The organism is Embleya sp. NPDC056575 (assembly GCF_042793325.1).
Lineage (GTDB): Bacteria > Actinomycetota > Actinomycetes > Streptomycetales > Streptomycetaceae > Embleya.
Window position 1 is genome coordinate 15050 of the sequence record NZ_JBHTVA010000019.1, and the last position, 21874, is coordinate 36923.

Below are 21874 nucleotides of genomic sequence, written 5' to 3' on the forward strand. Positions count from 1 at the left end.
GAGGCGGGACGCCACGGCGGGAGGAGAGAGCACCCATGGGCGACAGGCCCGACCACACGCTGCCCGTCGAGGACCAAACCCGAGGCGCCCCGACGACCCTGCTCGACCTGCCCATGGCGGCGGCCAGGGGCAACGGCCCCGTGCGGCGCACCCACACGCACGTGGTCGACGGCCGCGCCGGCGCGCCGACCGGGCCGGCGACGCCGGCGACCGTACTCGCCGCCTACCTCGTCGTCCTGCACCGCTACACCGGGAGCCGGGACCCTGTGGTCGTGGTGGACGCGGGGACGGAGGCCCGCGACGCGGCGGGCGGCTCTTCCGAGACGGAGGGCGCCGTCCCGCCCGACGGCGCGACCGCGCGGGTCGTACGCGGCCCGTGTCACCGCCTCATCCGCTGCGCCTGGGACCCGCGCGATACCGGCGCCGCGCTGGCCGCCGAGGTGGACCGGCGACTGCGCGCCGGCGCCGAAGCCGAAGCCGCGACGGACCCGGCCACTCGCCACTCCGCCGCCTTCCGGGTCCGACGGGCGCGCCTCGGCCCACCCCACCCGCCCGGCGCGTCGCAGGCCGCTCCACCCGACGCCTCGGGCCTGGAGCCCGCCGAACTCACGCTCACCCTCGTCGAGAACCCCGAGCCCGACGCCGCACACCTGGAGATCTCCCACGACGCGGACCTGATCGACGTCGCCACCGCCGAGCGGTTCGGCCGGCACGTGCTGCGGGTGCTCGACGGCATCACCGGCCGGCCCGACACACCCGTCGCCGACCTGGACCCGCTCGGCCCGGACGACCACGCGCTGCTGCGCGCCTGGGGGTCCACCCCGGACATCCCCGCCGCCCCGCACACGATCCCGCGCCTGCTCGCCGACCGGGCGGCGGCCACCCCCGACGCGGTGGCCCTCGAGTACCGGGGCGAGACCGTGACCCACGCCGAACTCGACGCGCGCGCCGACGCCTTGGCCCATCGACTCGTGGCGCAGGGATCCTCGGCGGGCACGGTGGTCGCGCTGTGCATGCCGCGCTGCCCCGAACTGGTCGTGGCGATGCTCGCCGTGCACCGGGCGGGCGCCGCCGCGCTGATGCTCGACCCCAGGGCACCCGACGCGTACCTGGGCCGCTTCCTCGCCCAGGCCGACGCCCGGCTCGTACTCACCACCAGCCGCTTCGAACGCACCCTGCCACCGCAGGCCGAGGACGCCCTGGTCCTCACACCGACGGGCCGCGTGCCCGGCCCGGCGGCCCCCGAGCGTCCGCTGCCCGATCCGGCCCCGGACGATCCGGCCTTCCTGGTGCAGACCTCCGGATCCACCGGCACGCCCAAACTGGTCGTGGTCACCCACCGCGCCGCGACACACTCCGCGCGGGCGCAGATCCGGGCGCACGGCGTGGCGGCGGGAGAACGCGGCGGCTGGACCTTCCCGCCGCAGACCAACGTGTCGGTGACCGTGGTGGTGTGGGCGTACCTGATCGCCGGCGCGCCGCTGCACATCGCCGCCGACGAGGACCTCTCCGCGCCGGAACACCTGCGCGACTGGTTGTTGTCCCGAGCGATCACCCAGGTCTTCGTGGTGGCCCCGCTCGCCGAGGCGCTGGTCGCGATCGACTGGCCCGCCCGCACGCCGCTGCGGACCCTGTTGACCGGGAGCGACCGGGTGCGCCGCTGGGCCCCCGAGGAACTGCCGTTCGAGGTGGGCAACTGGTACGGCGCGAACGAGGTCAACATCGTCACCTCGCCGCTGATCCCCCGAGACCGGCCGATCACCTCGCATACCGCGACCGCGCGGGACCGCACCCTGCCGCCGCCGATCGGACGCCCGTGGCCCGGCGCCCGGCTGTACGTCCTGGACGGCGGTCTACGGCTCGTCCCGCCGGGCGTGGTGGGCGAGTTGGCGGTATCCGGGCCCGAGCAGGCCCGTGGATACCTCACCGCCCGCCAGACGGCCGAGCGCTTCGTGCCGGACCCCTTCGGCGACGTGCCGGGCGGTCGGCTCTACCTCACCGGCGACCTGGTCCGCTTCCGGGCCGACGGGGTCCTGGAACACCGGGGCCGGGTGGACCACCAGCTCAAGATCGCCGGCCTGCGGGTCGAAGTGGGCGAGGTCGAACAGGCGTTGCTGGCCGTCGAGGGCGTGCGGGAGGCGGCGGTCGCGGCGCCCGAGGACCCTCGGGGCATTCGACGGCTGGTCGCCTGCCTGGTCACGGACGACGACCTCGACGTACCCGCGCTGCGCCGCGAACTCGCCCGCACGGTACCGGACCACATGGTGCCGCAGGTGTTCCTGCGGCTGGACGCGCTGCCGCTCAACTCCGGCGACAAGATCGATCGCAACGCCCTGCCGATCCCCGACTGGGGGCGCGCGACCGGCGCCGCCGACGGCCGCGATCGTGCCCCGACCGAGGAGCGCACGGCGGTGGAGGAGACGTTGGTGCGGGTGTGGGAGGAGATTCTCGACCGGGAACACCTGGGCGTACACGACGACTTCTTCCTGCTCGGCGGCGAATCCCTGAGTGCCCAACGGGCGGTGCGGCTGATCGGCGAACGCCTCGGCGTCCCGCTCAAGGTCCGCGCGCTGATGCTCAACCCGACCCCGGCGGAACTGGCCCGCGAACTCGCCCTGCCGGCCTGAGCGGCGCCTCGGCAGCCCTTCGACGAGCCAACGAGCCAACGAGGCAACGAGCCAACAAGCCAACGAGACGAGGGACGGTCCGCGACCTGATATCCCCGGTCGTGAACCGTCCCTCGCGCCGCTCGGACGTACGCATTCAGTCGGAGGGCGCCCCGCCGACCGCCAGGTCCCGCGTCACCACCTCGACGAGGGCCGGCGGACAGCGCAGGAAATCCAGATGCCTTCCCGCCAACGCCTCCACCCGTACGTCCGCGCACTCCGCCCAGCCCGGCGGCACCGTCTCCGGCGGCACCACGTCGTCCTCCGACCACGAGATCACCGTCACCGGACACGGCAGCCTGCGGGCGACGTCGTAGCGGTAGGGCCGCTGCACCTCCAGGTCCTCGCGCAGGACCCGGGCGCCGAGTTCGGCCATCTCCTCCGGCGGTTCGCCCTGCCCGGACTGGCGGTAGCGCTGCCGCACCTCCTCCGCCAGGTCGGCGGTCTCCAGGTCGACGAAGTTCAGCTCGCCGTACAGCCCCCGGTGCGGCGCACCCCAACTGGAGGCGAACAGCCGCTCGGGCAGCGGCAGTCCCCGATCGTCCAGGGTCAGGATCGTCTCCAGCGCGAACGGCACCGCGCCGCAGTGCCCGATGAAGGCGAACGGCCGGTCCAGCAGCGGCGCGAGCTGCGCGACGAGGTCCGCGGCGAAGCCGGCGTGGTCGCTCGGCGCGGGTTCGCGATAACGATTCTCCCGGCCGGGCGGCTGGAGCGCGCACACGGCGATGCCGTCGGGCAGGGACTGCGGCCACTGCCGGTACGAGGAGGCGCCGACCCCCGCGTACGGGAAGCAGAACAACAGTGTCGCGCTGTCATCCGGCGGCTTTCGAAGCAACCATTTCCCGCTCTTCACAGGTGTATTCATTCCGGACACGGTAGTCGGCCCAGGACGCGTCGAAAAGTAATCGGGGATTTGTCGAAAGACTTCGGAAAGAAGTCCGCGGACCCCGCTCGGCGATTCCTTTCGGGACCGAGAAAGAATCATTGCCGAGCCGCTCCCGCCGATATACGTTCCGAACCGTGCGTGCGCTGCACCGAGTGCGCCTGGACGCAGGACGGGAGAACTCCGCGATGCTCATGACCGGCCCCGGGACCGATGAGCGAGTGCCGCTCGACTCGATCGATCTCTACGATCCACGCCGATTCCAGACCCATCCGCAACACGTCGCACTCGCGACGCTGCGCGAGGTGGCACCCGTGTGGGCGCAACACACCCCCTCCGGCGCCCGGTTCTGGTCCGTCACGCGCTACGACGACGTCGTGCGCGTGCTCAAGGACGCGCGTCGCTTCAGCTCCGAGCACGGCACCATCCTCGACGTCACCGGCGGGGACAGCGCCGGCGGCAGGACGATCAACCTGATGGACCGCCCCCGGCACACGGCGGTACGCACACCCGCGTTCCACACCATGACCACGAACATCCTCGCCCAGCGCACCGAACGCATCCGCGAACACGTGCTGCGGATCATCGAACCGCTCGAAGCGGGCGGCGAACACGACTTCGCCCGGACGATGTTCGACCTGCCGATGGCCGCCGTCGGCGAGATCCTGGGCATTCCCCGGCAGTACTGGGCCGACATCCCGCACTGGACGATGGCCGGAGTGGCGCCCGACGACCCGGAGTTCGCCAAGGGACGGACCGACCGGACGCTGCGCGAGGCACACCACGACCTGTTCGCGATGTTCAGCGAACTGATCGCCGACCGCCGCCGCGAACCCCGCGACGACCTGGTCACCCGGCTCGCGCACGTGGAGATCGACGGCGCGCCGATGGACGACAGCCTGGTCCTGCTCAACTGCTACAGCTTCGTCATGGGCGCCACCACCACGACGCCGCACACCGGTACCCACATGCTGCTCGCGCTGATCGAACGCCCCGAGGTGTGGCGGCGGATCCAGGAGAACCCGCAGTGCGCGGCGGCGGCCGTGCAGGAGGCGCTGCGCTGGTCCACGCCGACCAACCACCTGATGCGCCGCACGCTGACCGAGGTCGAGATCGCCGGGACCCGGATCGACGCCGGCGAACTCGTGGTGGCCTGGGTCGCGTCCGCGAACCGCGACGAGCGGGTGTTCCCCGACCCCTACTCGTTCCTGGTCGACCGCACGCCCAACCCGCACATCGCCTTCGGCATCGGCCCGCACTACTGCGTCGGCGGGCCCGCCGCCCGGGTCGCGCTCACCGTGCTGCTGGAGGAACTGGTGCGCCGCTTCGACCGATTCGAGTCGGCCGGCGATCCGGTGCACCTGCGCTCGAACTTCATCAACGGACTCACCCGGCTGCCGATCACGGCCCACCCGCGAGCCGGGGCGGTCGCGGCGGCCGGGGCGAAGGAGGTGACCCGGTCGTGACGGCCACCCCGACCGAAGCTCTGCCCGCGACACCGGTACAGGAACAGATGTGGCTCGTCGACGAGATGGACCGCGAGGCCGCCGTCTACAACGAGCACCTGGCCTTCCGGCTGACCGGCCCACTCTCGGTGCCCGCCCTCGAAGCCGGGTTCGACCTGCTCGTCGAGCGGCACGCGGCGCTGCGCACGATCCTGCCGGTGGACAAGGGCCGACTGCGCCAGACGGTGGTGGACCCGTGGTCGGTGCGCCTGGACGCGCCGCCCGACTTCACCGGCCGCCCCGACGACGCGCTCGACTGGGCCAGGCGGTTGGTGGAGGAGCCGTATCGGCCCTCGGCGAACCCGCCGGTACGGTTCGGCCTGGCCCGGCTCGGCCCGGACGAACACCTGCTCGTGCTCGCCTTCCACCACGGGGTGATGGACGCCGGCGCCGCCGCGCGACTGCTCGACGAACTCTCCCTCGCGTACACCGCGCACCGGGCGGGCCGCCGTCCCGAACTGCCGCCGGTCCGCGCCGACTACCGCGACTTCACCCGATGGCACGGCGAACTCCTGGACAGCGGAGACCTGGACGCCGAGCGCGCCGCGTGGATCGCCGAACTGACGGGCGCGCCCCATGTGTTGCGGATGCCCGAGGACGCCCCGCGACCGCCCACCAAACGAAACCGCGGCGCGCTGGCGATCCACCCCTTCCGGGCGGGCCTGGTGCCCCGCCTGCGCCGCTTCTCCGCCGGCCATCGGGTCACCCCGTTCCATACGCTGCTCGCGGCGTTCACGACCGTGCTGCACCGGCACACACGCGCCGAGGACATGGTGGTCGGGATCTGTGGGGACGGCCGGCCCGAGCAGTACCGGGACGTGGTCGGGCCGCTGTCCTGCATGATCCCGGTGCGCATGCGCACACCCGGCGACCTGCCGTTCGCCGACCTGCTCACCGCCGCCCGCGACGCCACGCTCACCGCGTACGACCGGCAGTTCATCCCCTTTCGCCAGGTGGTGCGGGAGAGCCTGATCGGCCGCGATCCCGGCTACTCGCCACTGGTGCAGGTGGTCTTCAACGCGCCGCCGCTGCACTTTCGCCCGGACACCTTCCCGGGCCTGACCATGAGCGTCGCCCATGTGCCGCGCGGCCGTTGCCGATTCGACCTGCTGTTCAACCTCGAATGGCACGGGGACGACGTCGTGGCCACCGTCGAGTACGACACCGCGATCTTCGCGGCGGCCGGCGTCGAACGGCTCGTGGACCACGTCGCGACGGCCGTGGAGTCGGCGATGGCCGACCCCGACGCGACGCTGGACACCCTGGAACTGGGGCCCGCCCCGGCCGGCTCGGCACCCCCGCCCACACCGGCCGCCGACGGCGACGTCGATGTCGACGGGCACACTGTGCCCACCCCGTCCGGGCCGGTCGTGCTGCGCGTGGATCCGGCCTGGCCCGGCGGCGACCGCGGCGAGGTGTCGGCCGTTCCGGGCCGCGCCGAGGTGCGTGAACCCACCGGCCGGCCCGCCCCCTGCGGCCTGGAGGGCGTGCTGCACGTCGACGCGGCCCCGGTGTCCGCACCGGACGGCAGTGCACTTCGGGTGCGCCGGATGGAGGACGGTCGCCTGCTGTGGCGGATCGTCGACCCGCCCCGCGAGGACCGGTCGGCGCCGGCCGGCCCCGCCCCGGCGCCGGCGCGGCGCGCCCCGGCCGTGGAGCGGCGCGTCGTCGCGCTGTGCCGCGAACTCCTCGACGACGACACGATCACCGGCGAGGACGACTTCTTCGCGGTGGGCGGGCACTCGATGATCGCCTCGCGGATGACCCAGACGCTCGCCGAGGAGTTCGGGGCCGACGTCCCGCTGCTCTTCGTCTTCGAGCACCCCGAACTGCACACGTTCGCCGCCGCGATCGCCGCACGTCACCCCGATGTCGCCGCCGCCTTGGCCGAGTTGGAGACGCTCACCGACGACGAGATCGAGGCGTTGGCGGACGAGCCGGACGAGGTCGCGCCGAACGTGTCCACGCCGCTCGTCCCGCCCGTGCCCGGAGAGCGTACGACCGCGCTGGGCGCGGCCGAGGAGCCGTTCTGGCTGATGGAGCAGTTCGTCCCGGGCAGCGCGGTCAACACCCTCACCCTGTTGCTGCGCGTGGAGGGCCCACTCGACGAGGGCGCGCTGGAATGGGCGTTCGCCCAGGCGATCGACCGCGAGGAGATCCTGCGCACCACCTACCACCTGGGCGAGGGGGACGCCGCCCCGAGCCGACGGGTGCACGACGAACACCCGTTCACGATCGAGGTGGTGGACCTGCGCCGAACCCCCGCCGAGGAGCGCGAGCAGGCCGCCGCGCGGATCGCCGCCGAGCGGGCCGACCGCGGCTTCGACGTGTCCGAACCGCCGCTGATCCGGCTGACCGTGGTCCGTCTGGACACCGGCACCCGCGACCTGCTGCTGACCTGCCACCACCTGGTGATGGACTACTGGGCGGTGACGAAAGTGCTGTTCCCGCAGATCGCCGCCTATTACCGCCGGCGCACCACCGGCGAGGGGGAGTCGCCCGCGCCGCGCACCACGACCTTCCGCGACATCGTCGCGGCCGAACGCCGGCGCGCGGGTACGGGCGGCGCGGATGAGCAGCGCCGCTACTGGCGCCGCCGGCTCGCCGGCCTGCGCGAATCGACCCTGCCCACCGACCACCCCCGCCCCCGGGTGCCGTCCTTCGACGGGGACGTCGTATACCGACTGGCGCCGCCGGCCGTGCGCGACGCGGTGTACACCTTCGCCGCCCGCGAACGGGTCACCCCGTTCATCGTGGTGGCCGCCGCGCTGTCCGCGGTCCTGCGGCAGTGGTCCGGGCAGGACGACGTGCAGTTGCTCACCCCGTGCGAGAACCGCGTCGACCTCGACGCGGCGGACGTGATGGGGGCGTTCGTCAACCTGCTCGTGCTGCGCTTCGACGACTTCGCCCCGGACACCACCTGGCGCGAACACCTGACCCGGACCCGGGCCGTGGTGGCCGGGGCCTACGCCAACCAGTCCTGCCCCGCCGGTGACGCACTGCGGGCCGCCGGCGCCGACTCGCTCGTGGTCGGCGGGCGCGGATCGTATGTGACGCTCAACGTGTTCCAGGCCGAATCCGGCTTCACCCTGACGGGCTGCCGGGTGCACCCGGGGCGCATCGTGGCGAACACGAAGGCCAGTACCGACCTGGAGGTGTCCACGCTGATCGTCGAGGACGGGCTGCTGTTCGACGTCAAGTACCGCACGGTGCTGTGGGAACGCGCCTCGGTCGAGCGCTTCGCGGCGGCCTGCGAGACCGCGCTGCGGGCGCTGGTCGAGGACCCGGACGCCGCCCTGCCCGGTCGTTCCACGGGACACGCCTGACATGGCGGCCACCGTCGATCCCGCCGCCTTCGACGGGGGCCGGGCCGGCCGGCTCACCGTGGTGGGCCCGCCCGCGCGGCCCCGCGTGGCCCTGGGCAGCGCGATGGCCCACCACGGCGAGATCCTCCAGGGCGTGTTCGAACGCGACGACGGCCGACTCACACACGCCGTCGTCTCGCTGCCCCTGCCCACGCTGCATGCCCGGGCCACCTTCGTCCCGGAGCGCGCCTTCGGCGTCACGGTCAGCCCGGTGTGGAAGACCAAGGCCGCGGGTGCCGCCGAGGAGACGCTGCGCCGACTGGGCGTTCGTGAGGGCGGCCGGCTGAGCGTGCACAGTTCGATCCCCGTCGAACGCGGCATGGGCTCCTCCACCGCCGACGTGGTCAGCACGATCCGCGCGGTGGCCCGGGCGTACGGCCGCGTGCCGACCGAGGCGGAGGTGGCGGCCCTGGCCGTGCGGGCCGAAGGCGCCTCGGACGGGGTGATGTTCGGACACCGCGCCGTGTTGTACGCCAACCGCGACGGCTACGTCCTGGAGGACCTCGGCGGCCCGCTGCCGGCCCTGGAGGTGCTCGGCTTCGATGTCGGCGGACCGGACGTGGACACCATCGCCCAACCGCCGCGCGTGTACCGCCCACACGAGATCGAGCACCTGCGGCGGTTGCGGACGATGTTGCGCCGCGCGGTGGCCGAGGCGGACTGCGCGCTGCTGGCCCGCACCGCCACCGCCAGCGCCCGACTCAACCAGCGCTTCCTGCCCCAGGCCGCGCTGCCGCTCGCCGAGCGCATCTGCCGCGCGGACGACGGCATCGGCGTCCAGGTCGCGCACAGCGGCCGGGTCCTGGCCGTGCTGTTCGACCCGGCCGCCCCCGAGCTGGCGGCCCGGGTGGCCGACGCCCGACGGCGACTGCGGGACGCCGGAGTACGACGCGTGTGGTCGTTTCGTACCACGTCCGCGACGGCCGGGACACCGGTCGGGCCGTGCGACGCGGACAACCGTGAGGAGCGGTGGTGAGGACGTCGATCCCGATCCTGCTGACCCAGGACGACCTACGGATCCTGGCCCCGGCCCGGCCCGAACAACCGGACGCCGGCCGGGCCGGCCCCGCGTCCACCGAACCCGGCGCGGCGGACCCGGTGACCGACCCCGGCCGGCCCGCCGAGGGCGACGGCTGGGACGACGACGGGCCCTCGCCGCTGTGGAGTTGGCGATGAACACCGTCGAACAGGACCGACTGCTGCCCGCCGACGTCGTGCCGCGCAACACCCCCGGCGGCTCCGACCGCCCCGGCGCCGTCCTGGTGACCGGCGCGACCGGTTTCCTCGGCGCCGCCGTCGTCGCCGAACTCGCCGAGCACACCGACCGACGGATCCACTGCCTGGTGCGCCCCCGGAACGGCACCGCACAGGAGCGCCTGGAGGCGGCGCTGCGCGACTTCGACCTGTGGAGCGACACGTGGTCCGGCCGGGTGACCGCGCTCGCGGGCGACCTGGCCCGACCCGGCTGCGGCCTGTCCGACGCCGACCGGCGCGTGGTGCTCGACGACGTCGACACGATCCACCACTGCGGCGCGGGCGTGAACGTCAGCTACCCGTACGAGGCGCTGCGCGCCGCCAACGTCACCGGCACCGTGGAGGTACTGCGCCTGGTGTGCGCGGGCCGACCCAAACGGCTCGCGCATGTATCCACGGTGTCGGTGCTCTACGGACGAGCGCCCGGAGACCGGGAAACCGCGGATGTCGTACCGGACTTCGCCGAACTCGGCCCCGCCGGCGCGCTCGGCGGCTACGGACTGAGCAAGTGGGTGGCCGAGGACCTGGTCGCCCGGGCCCGCGAACGCGGCGTGGACGCCGTGGTCTTCCGCCCCGGCGCGCTGGCCGGGCACACCCGCACCGGGGTGTCCAACCCCAACGACTACGCGTGGCTGTTCCTGCGCACGTGCGCCGCGATGGGCGCGGCCCCGCTGGCCGGCGCGCCGCTGTGGTGGGCGCCGGTCGACCACGCGGCGCGGGCCGTCGTACGGCTGACCGACGCGAGCACGGGAGCGGCACCGCCCGCCTACCACCTGATCGCGCCCGAACCCACCCGCTACACCACGCTGTTCTCCTGGTTGCGCCGCTTCGGCCATCGGCTGCGCCCCGTCGACTTCGCCCTGTGGCGAGGACGGTTGCTCGACGCGGCCGTCGCCTCGGACCGGGACGAGGTGCGGCGGATCGCGGCCACCCTGCCCGGCTCGTCGGCGGGCGGCGCCGCGGCGATCCCGGACGTCGCCTCGGACCGCACCGACGCCGCACTGGCCGAACTCGACGTGCGCTGCCCGGTCCTGGACGAGCCGCTGGCCCGCAGGTACTTCGAAGCCGGCGTCGCCCGAGCGGAGTTGATCGCCCCCGAAACGATCGCCACGGCACCACGAACGTCGAGGAGAGGACCATGACCGGATCGAACGCCGCGGCGTACAACGCCGTCGCCGAGGTGTACGACGAGTGGACCGGCCCACTGCCCGACACCCCCGCCACGGTGGAGTTCCTGGCCGCACGCGCGGGCAAGGGCGCGGTCCTCGAACTGGGCGTCGGCACCGGCCGGGTGGCCCTGCCGCTGGCGGCCACGGGCCTGGAGGTGATCGGCATCGAAGGCGCGGACAAGATGATCGACAAACTCCGACAGCGACCCGGCGGCGACACGTTCCCGGTGATCCTCGGGGACATGGCCGACGTCGCGGTCGACCGCACGTTCTCCCTGGTCTACATCGTCTTCAACACCTTCCTGTGCCTGCTCGACCAGCGCGACCAGGTGCGCTGCCTGCGCAACGCGGCCGAGCACCTGGAGCCGGACGGCACCCTGGTCACCGAGATGCACGTGCCCGACCTGACGCGCACCGACGCCGACGGGCAACGCCTGGCCACCGGCAGCGTCGAGCGCGACCGGGTGTTCTTGGAGGCGACCATGCACGACCCGGTGCGTCAGCGGATCCGGACCCAGGTGGTCGTGGTGAGCGAGCGCGGCATCCGGCTGTATCCCAATCAGGTCCGGTATGTATGGCCCGCGGAACTGGACCTGATGGCGCAACTGGCCGGGCTCGAATTGTCCGACCGGTACGGGGGTTGGACGGGTGAGCCGTTCACGGCCAAGAGCACGCGGCATGTGTCGGTGTTCCGCAAGGCGACCTGATCCCGCCGCACACCCGCGAACGGCGTGGCCCCGCCCTTCTCGGGCGAGGCCGCGCCGTCGTTTCGTGGTGCCCTCACGTCCGGGCCGGTAGCCGCCGCTCCCGTGCGACGGTCTCGGCGAAGCGCGCGGCGAGTTCGCGCGCCGCGTCCGGGGCGAGCAGGTCGACGCGGTACTGCAGCAGGCCGACGAGGTCGTCGCCGTCCGCCCACAGGTCCACCGTCACCGGCAGCGCGGTGCGCTGGGCGCCCTCGCTCGGCGCCGCCTCCGGTCGCGGCGACACCGGCTCCAACCACACCCCGGGGCCGATCTCGCGCGGCGCGGGCAGGGGCTCGCGCAGGGTCAGGGCCGACCAGGGCAGGGCTCGACGCAGCTCCGGCATGCCGCCGAAGCCGTCCTCGTCCAGGAGGACCTGCGCGGGCACCGCCGACGCGGCCGACGCCGGGACCGGATCGCCGCCCGACGGCCGATCCCACGTCGACAACGTCAGGCCGGCCAGCGGCGCGACCAGGTCATCGGTATCCGCCGAACGCCCCGACTCGACCCGGGCGAGTACCATCGACGCCCCCCAGTCCCGGGGCAACACGCGCAGCAGCGCCCGCGTCAACACACTCTCCCGCGCCGGGCCGGCTGCCGCCGCCGCGTCCAGCCGGACCGGCACCAGGCCGGTGTCGTAGCCGCCCTCGGGGACCGGCACGAGAGTGTCCGACGCGGCGCGGAACGCGGCGACCGCGTCGGCCAGGGCGGTCCGGGACGCCGCCTCGCGGCGAGCCCGGGCCAGTGGGGCGAAGCGCGCGGCGTCGTCGGGTTCGGCGGCGGGATCGCCCGCGTACGCGTCCGCGAACTGCGACACGATCACCCCCAGCGACGCGACGTCGGCCACCGCGTCGTGCACGCGGATCTCCAACTCGAAGCGCTCGTTTGCGAACTGCCGCAGCGCCGCCCGCAACAGCGGTCCGTGGGCCAGGTCGAACGGGGCATCCATCGCCTCGTTCGCCCCGCCCGCGTCTACTCGCGCGTTTGCCGGGGCGTCCCGCAGGTCCTCCTCGAACACGTCGAATTCCACGTAGGGCGACACGAGTTGCCTGCCGTCCTCGGCGACCGGTGCGAACCGGGTACGCAGGCACTCCTGACGTCGCACCACCGCCGCCAGTGCCTCGACCACCCGCCCGGTGTCCACGGCGCCGGTCAGCGTGGCCCGCACCGCCAGTCCGGGGGAGGTGATTCCGGGCACCAGCCGCTCCGCCCGACACAGCGCCCGCTGCTCCGGCGACAGCTCCACCTCGCGCTCCCGCGTGTCGGCGTCGTCGGCGGGCGACGCGGACGCACGATCGATCACGGCGGCCCACGCGCGCACGGTCGGCTCGGCGAACAGCTCCCACACCGGCAACTCCAGCGCGTACTCGGTGCGCAGCCGGGAGACCACCTCCATGGCGAGCAGCGAGTGGCCGCCCAGGTCGAAGAAGCCGGCCCGGGCGTCGACCTCGGCCCGCCCGAGCACCTCGCCCCAGACCGCGGCCACCGCCTTCTCGGTCGGGCCGTCGGGCGCCCCGTCGGGGTCGGGCCCGGCCGGGTCCGGCGCGGCCTCGGCCGGATCCCGCCATGCGAGCAGCGCCGCGTGGTCGACCTTCCCGTTGGCCGTCATCGGCAGCGCGGGCAGGAACGACAGCCGATCGGGCACCATCGCCTCCGGCAGCAGGCGGCGCGCGTGCGCGCGTACGTCGGCGGCCGTCGGCGCGTGCCCCGGCTCGGCCACCAGATAGCCGACGAGCGTGTCCCGGTGCGCCAGTACCGCCGCCTGGCGGATCGTGGGCGACTTCTCCAGCGCCGCGACCACCTCGCCGGGCTCGACACGATGGCCGCGGATCTTGACCTGGTCGTCGGTGCGCCCGATGAAGTGCAGGTCGCCGCCGCAGGTCAGCCGGACCACGTCGCCGGTGCGATACATCCGCGCGCCGCGCACTCCCGAGAACGGGTCCGGGACGAACTTCTCGGCGGTCAGCGCCGGTCGCCGGTGATAGCCGGAGGACACCTGGAGGCCGCCCACGTACAGCTCACCGCGCGGACCCGGCGGCAACAACTCCCCGTCCGGATCCAGGACATAGAGCCGCGTGCCCGGGATCGGACCACCCAGCGGCAGCCGGTCCGGGTCCGAGATCGGCGCGAACGTCGCGTAGACCGTGGTCTCCGTCGGGCCGTAGCCGTTGTGCAACGACGCGGTCCGCTCCAGGAGTTCGCGGGCCAGCCGCTCGGTCAGCTTCTCCCCGCCGCCGAATGCCCGCACCCGGCGCCGACCGTTGGTCCCCAGTCCCGCGAGCACCAACATGCGCCACAACGACGGCGTGGCCAGGACGGTGGTGACCCGATGCCGGTCGATCAGGTCGAGCAGCACGTCGGGGTCACGCGTCCGCTCGTCGGGCGGCAGCACGACCGACGCGCCCGCCGCCAACGGCACGAAGATGTCCGTGACGGACATGTCGAACGCGATCGAGGCCACCGACAACACCACGTCGCCCTCGGCGAGCGCCGGGCCCCGCGCCCGCAACGCCCGGACCAGGGTGGCCAGTCCGCCGTGCGTGGCCACCACACCCTTGGGTGTGCCGGTCGAGCCGGACGTGTAGATCACATACGCCGGGTCCGAGGGGAACAGACGGGTGGGGCGGCCCGGTTCGCCCGGCGGTTCCGCGTCCAGCCGCAGTGCCGGCGCCGCGTCGACCACCGCCGCCGGCGCGACCTCGTCCACCAGCACGAGTTCGGGACGGGCATCCGACAGGGTCGACGCGATGCGCTCGCCCGGATGGGCGGGATCCAGTGGCACGTACACCCGACCCGCCCGCATACAACCCAACGCCGCGGCCACCAACGACGCGCCGCGCCGCCCGCACACCGCCACCCACCCGCCGGGGGAGACCCGCCCGGCCACCGCCGCCGCCCAGCGGTCCGCCGCCGCGTCCAAGGCCGCGAACGAGGTCTCGCCGTGTGCGTCGAAGACGGCGGCCAGATCGGGCGAACGGCGCGCGATCGCGGCTACCGCCCAGGGGAGGGACCCGATCGCCGGGTCGGCGCAGTCGATACTCGGCTCGTCCGCACGATCGGGAACAGGCATCGCCATCCGTTCCGAGGCGACTCGACACGCGCCTCATTTCCCGGAGAAATCGCATTACTTGCACGATTACCTCGGTCGGGGGAACTCCGCAAAGAATCTGTCGGACATCTGTACGGAATCCTTCCCGGGCACGGACGCCGGCGGATATCGGCGTAGCATCGACAGGCATTCCCGACCCGACGCGTCCGAGAAATCGATCGAACGAAGAGGTGCGCTCGTGAATGACGGCGACAGCGAACAGGTGGACCGGGAGCGGGTGCTCGCGTTCCGCGCGGCCGGCCAACAGCTGACCGACGCGAGCGCGGCGCCCGACCTGTGGGCCGCCGCGGCCGCCGCGGGCGCCCAGAACACCCCACCGGGCAACGGGCCGCTCGCGCTGCTGGCCCGCGTGCCGGGACTGACCGTCGACGAGGTGGACCGGGCCCTGGCCGAGGACAAGTCGCTCCTCCAGGCATGGACGGTGCGGCAGTCGCCGTACCTGTTCCCGACCCGCGACCTCCCGGTGTTCACCCGGCCGATGTTGCCCGAGGACGAGGAGTCCTGGCGGGTGGCCGTGCAGGGCTTCGTGCCGATGCTCGACGGGATGAGACGTTCGGCGGTCGACGTCGTGGAGCTGACCCGGGCGGCGATCGAAGACGCCCTGGACGGGCAGGTGTTGACCAAGCGCGAGTTGGGGGTCGCGCTGGGGAAACGCATGCCCGACGAGTTCTCGGGATGGTTCGAGCCGGACACCTTCAGCGGTTTCACCGCGATCCTGGCCCGGGCCATCTCGCTCACCGGCCTGTTCGTGATCGCGCCGCGCGCGGGCCGCGAGGCCTCGTTCGTGCGGACCGACCAGTGGCTGGGCCAAAAGCCGCCGCACCGGTCCGCCCCCGCCGCGCGCAAGGAGTTCGTCCGCCGATACCTGCACACCTACGGACCCTCGACCCCCGAACACCTCACCGAGTGGGCGGGCACCGCGTGGCAGGTCGCCGCCAAGGCGTGGCAGGCGGCGGCCGACGAGATGCGCGAGGTGCGCGTCGACGGCCGCACGGCGTGGATCCATCGGGACGACCACCGGGCGCTCGTCGACCCGCCCGAGGCACGCGGACTGCGCGTGCTCCCGGCCTACGACCCGTGGCTGCACCAGCGCGACCGGGAGACCGCCGTCCCGGACGGCGCGCTGCGCAAACGGGTCTGGAAGCACACCGGCAACCCCGGCGTGGTGCTGCGCGACGGCGAACTCGTGGCCCTGTGGCGGTCCCGAAAGAGCGGGCGCACGCTGCGCCTGACCGTGGAGACGGTACGCAGGCTGCACAAGGCGGACCGGGAGGGCATCGAGCAACGCGCCGCCGACATCGCGCCGTTCCGGGGCTGCACCCGGGCCGAGACCGAATTCGCGGACTGAAACGGGGCCGGACCCGCGTCGGGACAAAGCGGGTGTGCCCGGGGAGCGACAGATCCGACAAAGATCTCGCGCGGCCGCACGGCCCGTGGTCGAGCATGTGGTGGTGTCCGTCGTACCGCGCGCCCGCCGGTCGGGTGAGGCGTGCCCGATCGCGAGGAGACCACCGTGCAGTCGCAGCCGCGACCACCCACCACGTCCCGCCGCCGCTCGTGGCTCGTGTCCACGGTCACCGTGCTGGCCGCCGTGGCGACCACCCTGGCCGTACCGTCCTCGGCCGTCGCGACCCCCGGGCCCGCGGTGCCGAAGCTGACCTGGACCGGCTGCGGCGACGGCTTCGAATGCGCGAGCGCCGGCGTCCCGATGCGGCCGGGCGTGGCCGACGGCAAGACCGTCGACCTGGCCCTGATCCGCGTTCCCGCCCGGGACCGGGCACACCGGATCGGCACACTCTTCGTCAACGGCGGCCTCCAGGGCGGCAACGGCGTGGCCCTGCTGCGCACCCGCACGGCCCCCTTCGCCGCCCTCGCGGACCGCTACGACGTCGTCGGCTTCGATCAGCGCGGCCAGTCGAACAGCGTGCCCGGCGCGCACTGCATGAGCTACGAGCAGGAACGCGAGATCGAGGAACCGCTCCCGGCCTACCCCACGCTCGCCGACCGCCCGGCCAAACTCGCCGAGGCCAAGGCGCTGACCGCCGCATGCGCGCGCAACACCGATCCGACGCTGCTGCGCACGATGAGCACCGCCGACTCGGCCGCCGACCTGGACCTGCTGCGTCGGGCCGTGGGCGACGACCGGCTGCACTACCTGGGGCAGTCCTACGGCACGGTGCTCGGGCAGATCTACGCCGCGCGCTACCCGCACCGGGTCGGTTCGATGGTCCTGGACGCGGCGATCGACGCCCGCGACTACGTCCTCGAGCCGCTGCGCTTCGACCGGGAACAACTCGCCGCCGGCGAGTTCGCGCTCGGCCGCTTCCTGAACTGGTGCAAGGGCGATCCGGCGCTGTGCCCGTTCGGGGCCGGCGACCCGGCGAGGGCGTTCGACGCGCTGGTGGACAAGCTGGAACGCAACCGGATCGCCCACCCGGGTCGGCACGACATCCTCACCGGCGGACTGCTGCTCACCCAGGTCATCGGCGGACTGACCGCCTCCGAAGGTTGGCCGCGCTTCGCGGCGTACCTGGCGGCGACGGCCGCCCAGGACGTACCCACCACCGAACCACCCACCGGCCCGGACGACGTGACGGCCCAACAACTCGCGAACTCCTGCCTCGACCGGGACGTGGCCACCGATCCGCGCGTGCACGACCGACACTTCACCGCGTCCGCCGCGGCGTCGGCGCACTTCGGCCGGCTGTACGGCTACGGCGAACTCAAGTGCGCGCAGTGGCCGGTCCGGGCCGCGCACCGCTTCGAGGGCCCCTGGCGCTACACCGGAGACGACCGCGCACTGGTGATCGGCGTGGACGGCGACCCGCTGGCCCCGCTCGCCTGGGCCCGCGACGTGACCGAAACGATGGGCCGCGCACGCCTGTTGAGCGTCGGCGGCGACGGGCACACCGCGTACGGACGAGGCAGCGCGTGCGTCGACGACGCGGTCCGGACCTACCTCACGTCCGGCCGGCTGCCGGATCGCGGCGCGCGGTGCACGCTGCCGGCGCCCAGTGCGCCGACCGCCGGGGGTTGACCCCGCCGCCGCGAGCCGACCCGCGAAAGACCGCCGGTACCGAGCCATTCGGCTCGGTACCGGCGGCGCGTGTGTCGAGGCGGAACCGTCGAGCTATCGGTCGTACCGCCCGCCCCCGCCGACCCCGACCGCTTGCGACCCGTGCAACGCCGAGCGCGCCTCCCACAGTTCGGGAAACGGCACCGCCAACCGCCGGGCCAGGAAGTCCGCGCCGGTGGTGCGACCGGTACCCGGCCGGGCGCCGATCTGTCGAACCACCACCTCGACATGCGCCAACTGGCAACGGCGCACCGCCTGGGACAGGTCCACCAGACCCTCGGCCAGCAGATACGGCAACCCGGACTGCGGCGCCCGCCGATACACCTCGGCCACGGTCAGATCCCGCTCGGCCAGCGCGCCCAGAAACTCGCGAAACAGCGCGCTCTCCGCGCCGTACAGACCCAACGCCCGGTAGAGCGCGTGGAACTGCGCCGACTGGGCCCCGCTGGCCCGCCCGAGCGCACCGCGAAAGCGGGCGAAGGAGGACACGGTCAGCCGCTCCAGCACGGTGAAGTGCTCGGCGATCACGGCCAGCACGTGTGTGGTGCGCCGAACCTGCTCCAGACAAAGATGCAGATCGCGCGGCCGGGAGCCGATCGCGTCGGCCGCCAACTCCAGGTCGAGGAGCGCCTGTTTGAGCCACAACTCGCAACTCTGGTGCGCCACGATGAAGAAGTGTTCGGCGGCGTGTGTACACCGGTCGCTCTCCGCCGTGGTCGGGGCCTGCGCGCCCAGGATCGTCGACAGGCGCAGATACCCGTCGTAGGTGGGCCCGGCGGCGCCGTCGGCCGCGCTGGTGTGCGGGGCGGACGTCCGGGCCGCGGAGCCGTTCACTCCCGACCGCCCGACGCCGTGGTGAGCAGGCGTTCGACACCGGCCCGCAGCAACTCGCCGTCGCCGCAGAAGGCGATCCGCAACAACCCGTGTGAGCGCGGCGACTGCCCCAGGCCGGTCACCCGGCACTGCGCGTCGAGGATCGGGCGCAGCGCGAAACCCCGGCCCGGCGCCACCGCCGTACCGTGCTCGGCGAGCAACTCGGCCGCGAACACGTCCGCGTCCAGGCCCACCGAGGCCAAGTCCAACAGCGCGTACCAGCCGCCCGGCGGGACCCGGCCCAGCAGGCCCGCCGCGACCAGGTCCGGCAGGGCCAGATCCCGATTCGCCCGCACCGTCTCGCGGTTGCGCGCCGCCGCGCCGGGGGCACCGAGCGCGGCGAGTCCCGCGTACTGCACGGGAGTCGGCGGAGCCACGATGCTCGCCTCCTGCACCACCCGCAGCGCGCTCGCCGCGCGCTCGTTCGGCACGGCGATGTAGCCGAGCCGGTAGCCCGTCATCGCGTAGCTCTTGGAGAAGCTGAACGCCGAGTGCACCAGGCGCTCGCGCTCCGGCACGTCCCGCTCCAGCGCGGCCATGGACACGTGCGTGCCCTCGAACACGAAGTGCTCGTACGCCTCGTCGCTGATGATCCGCCAGCGCCGCCGCCGGGCGAGGTCCAACACCGCCCGCAGGAACGGCTCGTCGAGCACCACACCGGCGGGGTTCGAGGGCGTGTTCAGCAGGATCAGCCGGGTGTCCGCGCCGCCCGCGTCGGCCAGCGAGTCCACGTCGGGCCGGAAGTCCCGGTCCAGCGGGTAGAACCTCGGCCGCAACCCGGCCAGCAGGGCCTGCTGGAGATGGATCGGCCAGTGGATCTCCGGCAACAGGATCTCGTCGCCGGGATCGGCCATCGACTGCATCAACGCCGCGAGGCCCTGACACGAGCCGGGGGAGACGAACACCCGGTCCGGCGCGGTGTGGTGGCCGTTCTCGGTGGCCAACTTGGCGGCCAGCGCCTCACGCAGCTCGATCATGCCCTCGGCCGAGGTGTACGCGGCGCGCCCGTCGCGCGCCGCCGCGCCCAGCGCCTCGACCGCCTCGGACGGCGGCGCGAACGCCGGTTCGCCCACGTGCAATCGGATCGCGGCGCGGCGGTGCGTGCGCTCCCACACCTCGGCCGAGCGGAACACGTCGTGCAGACACGACGGCGGGATGGACGCCGCGCGGGAGACGGCCAAGGGTGCCGCGCTCGTCTCGAAGGTCGACATGAGGGCTCTCTTTCCGCTGGTACGCGTGGGTGCGACGGGTGCCGGACGGCTTCGCGAGGCGCGCCGGCCGGCGGTGGCGGCGCCGCGGGTCCTCGAGAGCCGCCACCGACACGGCCCGAGGGTTCCCGAGCCGGGGCGGGGCGGATCCGAAGGCGCGTCAGCGCCGCGGTCGGGGTGCGAACTCGTAGAGATGGAAGCTCTGCAGGTCCGACGGCCGGTTGCCGATGACGTTGGTCGACAGCGGTCGGAATCCGTTGAGTTCCAGGTCGCGGCGCACGATCAGCGGGGAGAGCTTGTGCTCCTCGTCGAACGACGTGGTCAGGTCGTCGCGGGTGATCTGCAACTCGGCCAGCACCACGGTCCAGTTGTCCTTGGCCATCGCGTAGTCGACGACGAACTTGTACCAGTGCCACAGCGCGCGTCGGCGTTTGGCCTCCAGGTCGCGCGACCACTGCGGGACGACGCCCTCGGCACGGTACGCGGCCACCTCGCGGTGCGAGGTCAGCACCAGGCCGTCGGCCAGGTGGATCACCTCGGCGGTGGTCACCCGGGCCGCGTCGTTGTCGTCGCAGTACTCCGGGCAGAACTCGTCGCCGATGATCAGCACACCGTCGTCGACGAGCAGCGTGCGCACATGGTCGAGGTAGGTGTTCGGCAGGTGGTGGTGCGAGCCCCAGGAGATGACCACGTCCAGCGGCTCCTTCCACTCCTGGAACGGCCGGTCGAAGACCTCGCCGCCGGCGAAGTCGGCGAGCCGCGCGCGGGCCTGGGCGATCAACCGGGGCTCGACCTCGTTGGCGATCACCCGGTGTCCCGGAAGGTTGTGCGCCAACATCGCCGAGACCACGCCGGACCCGGAGCCGACGTCCATCACCGTCAGCGGGCGGCCCAGGGCCTGCGCCCGGCGGCGGACCAGGTCCACGATCAACCGGTCGCCGTCGGTGATGTCGGGGTGGCCGTGGCGCATCGTGTCGCCGATGTCGATGTCGGCGAACTCGGGTCGTCCGTATACGGTCGTGGCGTCTTCGGTGGTGGTCACGGTCTCTCCTCCTGCGATGTCGATGAGGTGTGGTCCGTGGTGCCCTGGTGGCCCCGGTGCCGTGTCGGGCCGCGGTCCGGTGCGTGCCGGGCGCGCGCAGCCCCGCGTACCGCGGCCGGTGACGCCGCCCGAAGGCCGCCCTACGCGGTGCGTCCGCCGTCGACCGGCAGCAGTACGCCGGTGATCCACCCGGACCGCTCGGCGTCCAGCAGCGCGCACACCCAGTGGGCGACCTCGTCGGGCGTTCCGAAACGGCCCATCGGGGTGCCGGCGAGCAGGCCCGCCCGCAACGCCGCCGTCGCCGGCTCGTCCAGGCCGAGGTCGTCGTACATCGGGGTCTCCACCGGCCCGGGCAGGACCGCGTTCACCCGTACGTCCGGCGCCAACTCGTGGGCCAGCGAACGGGTCAGGCTGTTCAGCGCGGCCTTGCTCGCGCCGTAGAGGCAACGCCCCGGCATGGCCAGGACCCCGCCCACGGACGAGACGTTGACCACGCTGCCCCGGTCCGCGCGCAGCGCCGGCAGACAGGCCCGGATCAGCGCGACCGGGCCGCGTACGTGGGTGTCGAGCATGGCGTCCAGATCCGCGCTCGCGGCATCCTCCAACGGCGCGAAGCGGGCCACGCCGGCGTTGTTGACCAGGCCGTCGATCCGGCCCAGCCGTTCGATCGCGGCGCCGACCAGTCGATCCGCGCCGGGCTCGGCGCGCACGTCCCACGGCAGTACGGCGGTTCGCGTGCGCTCGCCGGCGGTGCGCCGGATCAGCGCGGCGGTCTCCTCCAACGCGCCGACCCGCCGGCCCACCAGGGCGACCGAGGCCCCGGCGCACGCGGCCCGCACCGCGACCGCCGCACCGATCCCGGATCCGGCTCCCGTGACGAGAACCACCTTGCCGGTCAGCGCCATCGAGAGGTCCCACGGGGCCGAATCCACAGTGCCCGTCCACGGTGTCGTAGGTGTCGTCGGTGTCTTGTCCACCGTGGCG

15 protein-coding genes are annotated in these 21874 nt (G+C 73.4%); 9 read left to right on the plus strand and 6 right to left on the minus strand.

From position 1 onward, the window contains the following. Nucleotides 1–35: 35 nt before the first annotated feature. On the plus strand, nucleotides 36–2627 hold the full coding sequence (locus ACFRCG_RS17125) for an AMP-binding protein (protein ID WP_380032268.1): 2592 nt from the start codon (nucleotides 36–38) through the stop codon (nucleotides 2625–2627). Between the two features lie 136 nt (nucleotides 2628–2763). On the opposite strand, the gene ACFRCG_RS17130 is transcribed toward ACFRCG_RS17125, so the two are convergent. Further along, nucleotides 2764–3531 (minus strand): thioesterase II family protein, encoded by a 768-nt coding sequence (locus tag ACFRCG_RS17130; protein WP_380032270.1) that lies wholly within the window; start codon nucleotides 3529–3531, stop codon nucleotides 2764–2766. Between the two features lie 155 nt (nucleotides 3532–3686). Here ACFRCG_RS17130 and ACFRCG_RS17135 point away from each other — a divergent pair, with 155 nt between their 5' ends. Genes ACFRCG_RS17135 through ACFRCG_RS17160 form a run of 6 tightly spaced genes read left to right on the plus strand, consistent with a single transcriptional unit; the run spans nucleotide 3687 to nucleotide 11549 of the window. Beyond that, nucleotides 3687–5015 carry a cytochrome P450 gene (locus ACFRCG_RS17135; RefSeq protein ID WP_380032272.1) on the plus strand — a complete coding sequence of 443 codons (1329 nt, stop codon included), beginning with the start codon at nucleotides 3687–3689 and terminating at the stop codon, nucleotides 5013–5015. Then, entirely contained in the window at nucleotides 5012–8380 is a 3369-nt protein-coding gene (locus ACFRCG_RS17140; protein WP_380032274.1) for a condensation domain-containing protein, read from the plus strand. Before ACFRCG_RS17135 ends, ACFRCG_RS17140 begins: the two co-directional genes overlap by 4 nt. Before the next feature lies 1 nt (nucleotide 8381). Beyond that, nucleotides 8382–9395 carry a hypothetical protein gene (locus ACFRCG_RS17145; protein ID WP_380032276.1) on the plus strand — a complete coding sequence of 338 codons (1014 nt, stop codon included), beginning with the start codon at nucleotides 8382–8384 and terminating at the stop codon, nucleotides 9393–9395. Further along, nucleotides 9392–9595, plus strand: coding sequence for a hypothetical protein (locus ACFRCG_RS17150; protein WP_380032278.1), 204 nt, complete (start codon nucleotides 9392–9394; stop codon nucleotides 9593–9595). The genes ACFRCG_RS17145 and ACFRCG_RS17150 overlap by 4 nt, the downstream gene beginning before the upstream one ends. Next, nucleotides 9592–10815 (plus strand): thioester reductase domain-containing protein, encoded by a 1224-nt coding sequence (locus tag ACFRCG_RS17155; RefSeq protein WP_380032280.1) that lies wholly within the window; start codon nucleotides 9592–9594, stop codon nucleotides 10813–10815. Before ACFRCG_RS17150 ends, ACFRCG_RS17155 begins: the two co-directional genes overlap by 4 nt. Beyond that, complete coding sequence (locus tag ACFRCG_RS17160; protein ID WP_380032282.1) at nucleotides 10812–11549, plus strand: class I SAM-dependent DNA methyltransferase; 738 nt, start codon at nucleotides 10812–10814, stop codon at nucleotides 11547–11549. The genes ACFRCG_RS17155 and ACFRCG_RS17160 overlap by 4 nt, the downstream gene beginning before the upstream one ends. Before the next feature lie 73 nt (nucleotides 11550–11622). On the opposite strand, the gene ACFRCG_RS17165 is transcribed toward ACFRCG_RS17160, so the two are convergent. After that, a complete protein-coding gene (locus ACFRCG_RS17165) occupies nucleotides 11623–14652 on the minus strand; it encodes an amino acid adenylation domain-containing protein (protein WP_380032284.1) in 3030 nt (1009 codons plus the stop codon). Nucleotides 14653–14869: 217 nt separating this feature from the next. On the opposite strand from ACFRCG_RS17165, the gene ACFRCG_RS17170 reads away from it, so the two are divergent. Together ACFRCG_RS17170 and ACFRCG_RS17175 are read left to right on the plus strand one after the other, a co-directional pair. Continuing rightward, a complete protein-coding gene (locus ACFRCG_RS17170) occupies nucleotides 14870–16039 on the plus strand; it encodes a winged helix DNA-binding domain-containing protein (protein WP_380032286.1) in 1170 nt (389 codons plus the stop codon). A 165-nt stretch (nucleotides 16040–16204) separates the two neighbouring features. Continuing rightward, nucleotides 16205–17728, plus strand: coding sequence for an alpha/beta hydrolase (locus ACFRCG_RS17175; protein WP_380032287.1), 1524 nt, complete (start codon nucleotides 16205–16207; stop codon nucleotides 17726–17728). A 93-nt stretch (nucleotides 17729–17821) separates the two neighbouring features. Here the strand turns inward: ACFRCG_RS17175 and ACFRCG_RS17180 are convergent, their stop codons facing one another. The 4 genes from ACFRCG_RS17180 to ACFRCG_RS17195 form a co-directional block, all read right to left on the minus strand. Continuing rightward, complete coding sequence (locus ACFRCG_RS17180; RefSeq protein ID WP_380032289.1) at nucleotides 17822–18601, minus strand: tryptophan 2,3-dioxygenase family protein; 780 nt, start codon at nucleotides 18599–18601, stop codon at nucleotides 17822–17824. After that, nucleotides 18598–19851, minus strand: a complete 1254-nt coding sequence (locus tag ACFRCG_RS17185; RefSeq protein ID WP_380032291.1) for a pyridoxal phosphate-dependent aminotransferase — start codon at nucleotides 19849–19851, stop codon at nucleotides 18598–18600. The genes ACFRCG_RS17180 and ACFRCG_RS17185 overlap by 4 nt, the downstream gene beginning before the upstream one ends. A gap of 157 nt (nucleotides 19852–20008) precedes the next feature. Further along, entirely contained in the window at nucleotides 20009–20890 is an 882-nt protein-coding gene (locus tag ACFRCG_RS17190; protein ID WP_380032293.1) for a class I SAM-dependent methyltransferase, read from the minus strand. Nucleotides 20891–21030: 140 nt separating this feature from the next. Then, entirely contained in the window at nucleotides 21031–21822 is a 792-nt protein-coding gene (locus tag ACFRCG_RS17195) for an SDR family NAD(P)-dependent oxidoreductase (RefSeq protein WP_380032294.1), read from the minus strand. Nucleotides 21823–21874: the final 52 nt, after the last annotated feature.

Excerpts from the sequence above, each read along its gene's own strand:
- ACFRCG_RS17125 (WP_380032268.1), top strand. The coding sequence starts at position 36 with ATGGGCGACAGGCCCGACCACACGCTGCCCGTCGAGGACCAAACCCGA.
- ACFRCG_RS17130 (WP_380032270.1), bottom strand. The coding sequence starts at position 3,531 with ATGAATACACCTGTGAAGAGCGGGAAATGGTTGCTTCGAAAGCCGCCG.
- ACFRCG_RS17145 (WP_380032276.1), top strand. The coding sequence starts at position 8,382 with ATGGCGGCCACCGTCGATCCCGCCGCCTTCGACGGGGGCCGGGCCGGC.
- ACFRCG_RS17155 (WP_380032280.1), top strand. The coding sequence starts at position 9,592 with ATGAACACCGTCGAACAGGACCGACTGCTGCCCGCCGACGTCGTGCCG.
- ACFRCG_RS17160 (WP_380032282.1), top strand. The coding sequence starts at position 10,812 with ATGACCGGATCGAACGCCGCGGCGTACAACGCCGTCGCCGAGGTGTAC.
- ACFRCG_RS17165 (WP_380032284.1), bottom strand. The coding sequence starts at position 14,652 with ATGCCTGTTCCCGATCGTGCGGACGAGCCGAGTATCGACTGCGCCGAC.
- ACFRCG_RS17185 (WP_380032291.1), bottom strand. The coding sequence starts at position 19,851 with ATGTCGACCTTCGAGACGAGCGCGGCACCCTTGGCCGTCTCCCGCGCG.